The sequence below is a fragment of the Lysobacter enzymogenes genome (assembly GCF_017168095.1).
Lineage (GTDB): Bacteria > Pseudomonadota > Gammaproteobacteria > Xanthomonadales > Xanthomonadaceae > Lysobacter > Lysobacter enzymogenes_D.
Window position 1 is genome coordinate 1 of record NZ_LXSD01000373.1, and the last position, 8,895, is coordinate 8,895.

The following is an 8,895-nucleotide window of genomic DNA, read 5'->3' on the forward strand; positions in this document are numbered from 1 at the left end:
CCGCCAGGCGCGGGTGCGTGCCCAGCGCGAGCATGCGCCGGCCGAAGGCGGTGATCGCCGGCTGCGCGCCGGCGCCGGGTTCCAGCGCGCCCAGGCGCAGCAACAACTCGCGCGCCGCGGCCAGCGCGCCGGGCGGCGGCGCATCGAGGAAGCGCAGGTTGGCATCGCCCCAGGCCGCCAGTTCCAGCGCCAGGCCGGCCAGTTCGACCTGGGCCATTTCCGGCCGCCTTTGCGGCTCCAGGCGCTGCGATTCGGGCCACAGGCGATAGGCCCAGCCGTCGGCGACGCGGCCGGCGCGGCCGGCGCGCTGGTCGGCCGAGGCCTGGGCGATGGCGACCACGTCGAGGCGGGCGAACCCGCTGTTGGGGTCGTAACGCGGCTCGCGCGCCAGGCCCGAGTCGATCACCACGCGCACGCCGGGCAGGGTGACGCTGGATTCGGCGACGTTGGTCGCCAGCACCACCCGGCGGCGGCCGTCGGGGTCGGGCTGGAGCACGCGGCTTTGCTGCTCCACCGGCAATTCGCCGTGCAGCGCCAATACGTCGACGCCGCGCGCGGCCTCGCTGGCGGCCAGCGCAGCGTCGGCGCGGGCGATCTCGCGCTGGCCCGGCAGGAACGCGAGCACGTCGCCCGGGTGCGTCGCCAGCGCGTGTTCGACCGCGCGCTTGAGCTGGTGTTCGAGCTTCTCCTCGCGCCGCGCCGGGTAATGGCCGATCTGCACCGGATAGCTGCGCCCGGCGCTGCTCAGCCGCGGCGCGTCGAGGAACTGCGCCAGCCGCTCGCCGTCGAGCGTGGCCGACATCACCACGATGCGCAGGTCCTCGCGCAACGAGGCCTGCACGTCCAGGGCCAGGGCCAGGCCGAGGTCGGCGGCGAGGTGGCGTTCGTGGAATTCGTCGAACAGCAGCGCGCCGACGCCGTCCAGGGTCGGGTCGTCCTGGATCATCCGGGTCAGGATGCCCTCGGTGACCACCTCGATGCGGGTGCGCGCGGACACCTTGTTCTCGAAGCGGATGCGGTAGCCGACCGTGTCGCCGGCGGCTTCGCCGCGCTGGCGCGCCATGAAGTTCGCCGCCGCGCGCGCGGCGACGCGGCGCGGTTCCAGCATCACGATCCGGCGCCCGTCCAGCCACGGCGCGTCCAGCAGCGCCGGCGGCACCTGGGTGGTCTTGCCGGCGCCGGGCGGCGCTTCCAGCACCAGGCGCGGATGGGCGGCGAGGCTGGCGCGGATCTGCGCCAGCAGCGGATCGATGGGAAAGGCGGGGCTGTTCACCCGCGCAAGGATACGGACCGGCGGCGGCGCCCGGAATGGCACCGCCGCCGCCGGCGCCGCTCAAGGCTTGGCGTATTCGCCGCAGCCGTAGTACAGCTGATCCGGATCGCTGGCCGCGCCGATCACCACGAACACCGCCTGCGCGTACTTCTCGCCGCGCGCATCCTGGCACGGCGCGCCGGCCTTGCTGGGCGCGACCAGCACCTGCGCCGGCCGCGTGCGCTGCCGGATCACGACCTGGCCGGCGACGCCGTACTGGCCCTTGAGTTCGCCGAACACCGGCAGCTTCAGCACCGGTTCGACCGATGTCAGCGTGCCCGCGGCGATGGGCACGCCGCGCGGGCTCGACAGGCGCAGCTCGACGACGCCGGCCTCCACGCGCTTGAGCTCGATCCGCCAGACCGGATTGACGTTGCCGCCCTTGAATGGCGTTTTGGGGAAATCCAGCCCCGCGGGTGCGGGTGCGGCGGCGTGGACGGCGCCGGCCAGCGCCAGCAGGGCGGCCAGACAGAACGTAGCGATGCGCATTGCAGTCTCCTGTGGCGGCCCGATGCCGCCTCGCGTGCAAGCAACGCGCCTGGGACGGCGGGTGTGAACGCTCGTCGCGGCCGACGGGACGCCGCCTGTCGCCGGCGCCGAATGCGCGGGCGCGGGCATTGCGGCCAGCGCCGGTTGGGCCGGACGCAGCCAGCCTCTACACTGCGCGCTGCCCTGGCTTCCGCTTCGCCCCATGCAACTGATCGACATCGGCGCCAACCTCACCCACGACAGCTTCGACCACGACCGCGACGCGGTGCTGCAGCGCGCGCGCGCGGCCGGAGTGACGCGCATGGTGATCACCGGCGCCAGCCGCGAACATTCGCCCAAGGCGCTGGAACTGGCGCGACAGCACCCCGGCGAGCTGTTCGCCACCGCCGGCGTGCACCCGCACCACGCCAGCGAGTACACCGCCGAATGCGACGCGGAAATGCGCGCGCTGCTGGCCTTTGATGAGGTGGTCGCGGTCGGCGAATGCGGCCTGGACTACTTCCGCGATTTCTCGCCGCGCCCGGCGCAGCGGCGCGCGTTCGAAATGCAGCTGCAAAGCGCGGTCGACACCGGCAAGCCGCTGTTCCTGCACCAGCGCGACGCGCACGAGGACTTCGTGGCGATGATGAAGAACTTCGACGGCAAGCTCGGCCCGGCGGTGGTGCACTGCTTCACCGGCACGCGCGAGGAGCTGTTCGCCTACCTCGACCGCGACTGGTACATCGGCATCACCGGCTGGCTGTGCGACGAACGCCGCGGCCTGCACCTGCGCGAGCTGGTCAAGCACATTCCGGCGCAGCGGCTGATGATCGAGACCGACGCGCCCTACCTGCTGCCGCGCACGGTCAAGCCGGCGCCGTCGCACCGGCGCAACGAGCCGATGTACCTGGCCCACATCGTCGAAGAACTCGCGCGCGACCGCGGCGAAGACGTCGCCGCTGCCGCCGCGCACAGCACCGCCACGGCGACGCAGTTCTTCCGCCTGCCGCCGCGGTGAGCGCGGCGGGCGCGCTCAGTTGAGGGTGAAGTTGCCGCAGCCGGTCCACTTCGCCGGCCACGGCTTGTGGTCGGCCTTGGTCGAGACCGGCCTGGCCTGCTGCGGACTGACTTCGATCGAGTAGGTGAAGCGGCCGTACGAGTCGCCCATCAGGCCGTTGGTGAGCTTGCACGGCTTGCCCAGCGGCACCGGCGCGATCTTCACCGTCATCGAGGTCTTTTCCACGCCGATCTCGCCGACGAGAACATATCCGCCGTATGCGGCGTTGCGATGGCTCAGGCCGCCCTTTTGCGGTTTGTCGGCCTCGGGCACCTTGAGTTGGTAGACCACCGCCAGGTCTTGCTGGGTTTTCAGCACCACCTGCCAGTCGACGTTGCCGCCGCGGAAGGCCGGCGCGGGGAAGGTGGGCGTTTGCGCTTGCGCGAGGCAAGCGCAGGCAGCCAGGGCCAACGCGACGGCGGTGGCGAAATGGGTACGCATGGGGCGGCTCCTCGGGTGGCCGGCGGCACCGCGCCGCCGTCGTCATTCCCAACGAACGAAAAACGGTCGCGTGAATCGCCAGGCCGCTGCGGCCGGCGCCGGCCGCGAGCGTTTCGCGCTATCGCCGTCGTGGAGCGGCCCGGTCCGGCCGCGGCAAGGCGTCGCCCACGCGCCGCTGCGGCGGGTGCCTTGCGTCCGCCGGCCTGAGCGTCGTCGCCGGCAAAAAAAGGGCCGACCCGTCGGAGAGCGGGCCGGCCATCACAGCGACGGCTTCCACTTCGCGCGTACGCGGGCCGCGACGGGTTCGCGGCCCGCTAGACCCTTAGAACTTCCACTCGAACGCCAGGTTGTAGCGGCGGCCGAGCACGTCGTAAGTGGAGAACGAATCGGCCGAGGTCTGCGCCGGGAACGGCGGAGCCTTGTCGAACAGGTTGGTCACGGCCAGGCGCAGCATGGCGTGGTCGTTGAGGCGGTAACGCACGCCGCCGTTGAACAGCCAGTAATCGCCGACCTTGAGGATGTCGCGGGTTTCCGGCGTGTTGAGCACGTTGAATTCGGCGCTGCTGAGGTAGTTGCCGGTCAGGTTCAAGCCCCACCTGCCCATCTCCCAGGCGCCGCTGAGCTGGTACTGGCGCTTGGACGTGCCGATCTCGCCGGCCGACGGGTTCGGCGCGACGCCGGTGACGTCGACGGTCAGCTCCTTGGGGAAGTAGCCGGTCAGGCCGAAGGCGAAGCGGCCGAAGCGGTCGGTATCGAAGCGATAGGCGATCTCGGTCGAATAGGCCTCCATCGTCAGCGACTTGCCGTTGACGAAACCGCTGATGAAGGTAGTCGCCTGGCCCGCGCCGGCGGCGCTGCCCGGCGCGTTGCGGACGATGCGGCTGCAGAACGAGTTGGCGTTGGGCACGTCGCCGGCGTTGAAGTCGGATGCGTCGAAGCAGGCCGTGGCGATGTCGGCCGCGGTCAGGCTGCTGATGACGTCCTTGATCTTGATGTTGTAGTAGTCCGCGGTGACCGTCAGCCCTTCGGCGAACGAAGGCGCCCAGGTGAAGCCGTAGGTGTAGGAGTCGGCCGACTCGTTGCGCAGGTTCGGGTTGCCGCCGGAGATGCCCTGGATCGAGGCGCCGTTGGCGTTGGAGGTGAAGCTGCTCAGGCCGTAATAGTTCAGGAAGGCCTGGCAGTTGCGCTGGCGGTTGGCGACGTTGGCGCCGCTGTTGATGAAGCGCGAGTCGCAGGGATCGCCGGTGACGAACTGGAACGAAGTCGCCTGCGGCAGGAACGCCTCGGTGATCGACGGCGAGCGCAGCGAGCGGGTGAAGTTGCCGCGGATCTCCAAATCCTCGAACGGCTTCCACTGCAGGCCGTAGGTGTAGGTGTCGAACTTGCCGTTGATCGAGTTGTCGACCTGGCGGTACTTGCCGATCACGTCCAGCTTGCGCAGCCCGATGAAGTTGCGCTCGGGATTGACCAGCGGCAGCACGAACTCGCCGAACCACTCGTTGGTGGTGTAGTGGCCCTGCAGCGGGGTGATCGGCACCGAACGGCCCAGGCCTTTCTCGAGGAACGCGCCGGGATCGAACAAACCGCTTTCCTTGCGGTGTTCGAAACCGATGTTGTACTGCAGCGGCCCGCTCCACAGGTCGAACAAGGTGCTGGAGACGTTGACGTTGTAGACCTCCTGCTCCTGCAGCGCCTGCGAGGCGGTGCGGGTGGTCACGTACTGGCGCGCGGCCGCGCTGGGACGGCCTTCGCCGAGCAGGTCGAGCGGAACGCAGTTGGGATCGGGCCGGGCGGTCAGGCCGCCGGGCACGACCACGCCGGCGACCGGCGCGCCGGCGCAGACCACCTGGCCCTGGCCGTTGCGCACCACATTGAGCGCGTTGACGAAGTTCTGCTGGTTGATCGAGGTGCCGTAGGCGCGCGAGTCGCTGCGGCCGTAGTTGGCCGAAGCCTCCCAGTAGAACGTGCGCTGGCCGATGTCGAAATCGCCTTCCAGGCCGAGCACGATCCGGCCCAGTTCGGTGGTGCCGCTGCCGTTGTTGGTGGCCAGATCGCGCGAGGCGCGAGAGAGGTTGAACTGGGTGACGCCCAGGCCCTGCAAGGTGGCGCGGGCCTGATCGGACAGCAGCGCGTAGCTGGTCGGGAAGCGGATCATGCCGCTGGCGCCGGCGAACAGCGGCGAGTTGAACGCCCACTGATCGGTCAGCTCGGTGCTTTCGGCCGAATAGAACGAGCCTTCCATGAACACATCGACGCGGTCGTTGAGCGCCCAGCGCGCGGTGGTGTTCACCGACATGCGCTTGAGATCGGAGATCACCTGGCCCGCCTCGACCAGGCTGATGCCGTCGCCGCCGCTGGCGTCGGTGGCCGAGAACGGGATGCCCTGGTTGTACGGCACCAGATTGCCGCTGCGGTCGAACGCCAGCACGGTGTTGCCGCCGGGGCCGAAGCCGTTGGCGACCATATTGTCGGTGCCGGGCTTGAACGCGCCGCTGACCGGCGAGATCAGGCCGCCGAACGGCGTCGACCAGATGCGGCGGTCCTTGATCAGCACGCCGTTGGGAATGCCGTCGTTGTTGCCGGTGTTGAACGGGATGTTCGGGTTGTAGCGGCCGTCGTTGGCCGGCGTGCGGCCCGGGAACAGCGCGGCCATGCGCGCGGCCAGCGGATTGGTGGCGTTGAAGTAGCCGGCGCGGAAGAAATCGCGCTCCTTCTGCAGCACGCCCTTGCTGTCGTCGTAGGTGAAGGAGAAGGTGACGTTGCCGCGGCCGTCGTCGAAGTTGGCGCCGACCAGCGCCCAGGCGTTGTAGCGCTCGTTGTCGCCCTGTTCGGTGACGCCGTAGCTGGCACCGGCCTCGACGCCTTCGTAGTTCTTGCGCAGGATCACGTTGACCACGCCGGCGATGGCGTCGGAACCGTAGGTCGGCGCGCCGCCGATGGCGATGTTCTCCACGCGTTCGACCAGCGCGGTGGGAATCGCGTTGAGATCGACCTGCAGGCCCGGCGCGGCCGGTCCGAACAGCGTGGTCGGCGCGCTGGTGACGAAGCGGCGGCCGTTGACCAGGGTCAGGGTGCGCGCGCTGCCGATGCCGAAGCGGTTGACGAAGTTGACGCCGGTGCCGAAGGTCGCCTGGCCGCCTTCGGGCGTGATGCCGACGCCGAAGCCGGGAATTTCGTTGAGCGCATCGGCGACGTTGGTGATGCCGCGCGCGGCGATGTAGTCCTTGCTCACCACCGTCGCCGGTTCGAGCGTGTCGAAGCCGGCGCGGCGGATGCGCGAACCGGTGACGACCAGGCGGTCCAGATCGGTCGGCGCGCTGGCGGGTTTGGATTCCGCGGCGGGCGGCTTGGCGGCGGGTGCGGCCTGCTGGGCCAGCGCCGCCGGGACGGCCAAGGCCAGGCAAATTCCGAACACGAGCGGCGAACGGCGCGGCGCAGTGCCGCGACGGTGAGTCTTTTGCATGATTTTTCCCCCGAAAAGTCACCCAAGGCCTTGCGCCTGGGCTTTCATACCTATGTCGGGTGGGTTGGCGCTGGCAAGAAAAAAACGTAACAAAATGTTACTTGCGCCTAAGCTATTGATTATAAAAATTCATCTTTGTCGTTTCGAACGGCCGTACCAGCCGGCTTGATGGAGATTTGCGCCAAACTCGGCAAAGTACCGGCGCGCTTCGCGGTCGGCCGGTCGGCGCCCAGGGCGTCGCCTCGCACGCCGCTGCCAGAACCGCGCGCCCCGGGCCACGCCGACGACCGACCGGCGCACGGACCGGCTACCCTGTCGCGCTCCCCCTCGCGCCCACGCCCATGCCGACCGCCCTCGCCGAAAACCGCTCGCCCGCGTTCGTCCCACTGGCGCTGTCGACGCTGGTGTTCGTGCTGTCCGGCGCGTTCGTGCTGGTCGCCGCGCTGTCCTCGCCGGCGGCGCAGGGCGCGGGTTTGAACGCAGCGCAGTGGCTGTGTTCGATCGGCTCGCTGATCGGCTTCGTCGCCGCCCTGGCCTGCGTGCTGACCGATCGCCGTGGCGTGCCCGCGCGGCCGTGGGCCTGCATCCTCGCCGCGCTGGTGCTGATCTTCGGCCTCGGCGTGGCCTGGTCGCTGCTGCAGACGCCGCTGATGCAGTCGCTGGCGCAGCGCTCCGGCGCGCAGGCCCTGGGCGCCTGGGCGGCCGGGCTCGGCGCGCTCAAGGTGGTGGCGGTGAATCTGGTCGCGCTGCCGCTGGCGTGGTGGCTGGGCGGACGCGGCACGCTGCCGGTGGCATGGACTTCGCGGCAACGCCGCGCGATCGGCGCGCTGGTCGCGCTGAGCCTGGGCGCGGGCGTGGCCTTGCTGGTGCAGACCGCGGCCGCCGCGTTCACCGCGCTCGGCGAGGGCGAACAGCGCGCCGGCATGAGCGTGGTCGGCCTCGCGGTCGGCGTGGTGCACGGGCTGACGGCATCGATCGCGCCGGTGCGGCGCGGATCGGGCGCGCTGCCGGCGCTGTGGTCGTCGCTGCTGACGCCGGCGTTGATCGTGCTCGCTTCGCTGCCGGCGATGCTCGGCGGCGAACACTGGGAACTGGCGACGCGGGTGATCGCGGTGGCGCTGGCGCTGCTGCTGGCACCGGTCGCCTCGTGGCTGCTGGTGCGCTGGCTGCACGGACGCTCGGCGCGTACCTGACGCCGCCGCGCGCCCGGCGGCGCCAATGAAAACGGCCCGCAATGCGGGCCGTTCGCGTTGTCCGGTGACGCGGCGCGATCAGTACACGGCCAGGTCGCCGCAACCGCCGGTGAGCTTGTCCATGCCCTCGACGCTCACGTCGACCGAATGCATGTGCTTGTTGTCGCCGTCGTCGATGCATTCCTTCTTGCTGATCTCGATCGTCATCGGCCTGGCGCCGGCCTGGGTCTGCAGCTCGCCGCTGAGCACGATCAGCGTGTTCGGCGCGTCGGCCGGCTGACCGTTGTAGCGCGCGGTGCCGCTGGCCTTCTCGCTGCCGCTGCCCCAGGTCAGATCGACCTTGTGGTTCATCTCGCCGGTGGCCTGGATGTCGATGCTCCAGTGCTCGCCGAAGCCCTTGAACGCCGGCACCGGGCTGACCTTGCCGACCTGGTCGGCGCCGATCTTGGCCGCGGCCGGGCCATCGGGCCCGACCGCGGGCTGCGGTGCGGCCGGCGCCGTCGCGCTGTCGGCCGCCGGCGTGGCTGCGGCGTCCCTGGCTTTGTCGGGCGCCGTGCAGGCGGCGAGCAGGGCGAGCGAAGCGATCGCGGCGAGAGGCGTCAGGCGCATGGGAACTCCTTGGGTGTGGCGGTTACGCCCGGGGGCGGGCGGCATGGTTGTAACGCGGGGCGGGTGCAGGAAGGGTCAATGGAGGAATTTACGATTCGGTTCATGCGCGCCCAAGACATGCAGGCTCTTGGATCGGGCCTCGACCAACGGCCCTGTCCGCCATCAACCGCAGAGGCGGCACGCCGCAACGTCCGAAACCCGCAGTCCCAAGATCGTCGTTACAGCGAAAGTCGGAATCCATATTGCTGCGGCGGCTACGGCTGTTGCCATCGCTCTTAGCTCCCCCCGCCGCCCCGAACTCGCCACAGGCAACCGTAGACCCGAAGGGCGGCGCGCACGATGCGCGCCGTGC

General features: G+C 70.0%; 7 protein-coding genes. 2 read left to right on the forward strand and 5 right to left on the reverse strand.

Annotated features, from left to right (window positions below; translation table 11 throughout):
* The coding region (gene hrpB / locus A7A76_RS14990) for an ATP-dependent helicase HrpB (RefSeq protein WP_206411933.1) at positions 1–1,273 on the reverse strand (1,273 nt) is incomplete at its 3' end.
* Between the two features lie 60 nt (positions 1,274–1,333).
* Positions 1,334–1,801, reverse strand: coding sequence for a hypothetical protein (locus tag A7A76_RS14995; protein WP_206411934.1), 468 nt, complete (start codon positions 1,799–1,801; stop codon positions 1,334–1,336).
* A gap of 202 nt (positions 1,802–2,003) precedes the next feature.
* Between A7A76_RS14995 and A7A76_RS15000 the strand changes: the two genes are divergently transcribed.
* Complete coding sequence (locus tag A7A76_RS15000; protein ID WP_206411935.1) at positions 2,004–2,798, forward strand: TatD family hydrolase; 795 nt, start codon at positions 2,004–2,006, stop codon at positions 2,796–2,798.
* Positions 2,799–2,813: 15 nt separating this feature from the next.
* On the opposite strand, the gene A7A76_RS15005 is transcribed toward A7A76_RS15000, so the two are convergent.
* Together A7A76_RS15005 and A7A76_RS15010 are read right to left on the reverse strand one after the other, a co-directional pair.
* Positions 2,814–3,278 (reverse strand): hypothetical protein, encoded by a 465-nt coding sequence (locus tag A7A76_RS15005; protein WP_206411936.1) that lies wholly within the window; start codon positions 3,276–3,278, stop codon positions 2,814–2,816.
* Between the two features lie 322 nt (positions 3,279–3,600).
* A complete protein-coding gene (locus tag A7A76_RS15010; RefSeq protein ID WP_206411937.1) occupies positions 3,601–6,672 on the reverse strand; it encodes a TonB-dependent receptor domain-containing protein in 3,072 nt (1,023 codons plus the stop codon).
* Between the two features lie 410 nt (positions 6,673–7,082).
* On the opposite strand from A7A76_RS15010, the gene A7A76_RS15015 reads away from it, so the two are divergent.
* Positions 7,083–7,934 (forward strand): hypothetical protein, encoded by an 852-nt coding sequence (locus A7A76_RS15015; protein WP_206411938.1) that lies wholly within the window; start codon positions 7,083–7,085, stop codon positions 7,932–7,934.
* 78 nt (positions 7,935–8,012) lie between these two features.
* Here A7A76_RS15015 and A7A76_RS15020 read toward each other — a convergent pair whose 3' ends face one another.
* The gene (locus tag A7A76_RS15020; RefSeq protein WP_206411939.1) at positions 8,013–8,543 is read right to left on the reverse strand and encodes a hypothetical protein; all 531 of its coding nucleotides are present in this window, start codon (positions 8,541–8,543) and stop codon (positions 8,013–8,015) included.
* Positions 8,544–8,895 lie beyond the last annotated feature (352 nt).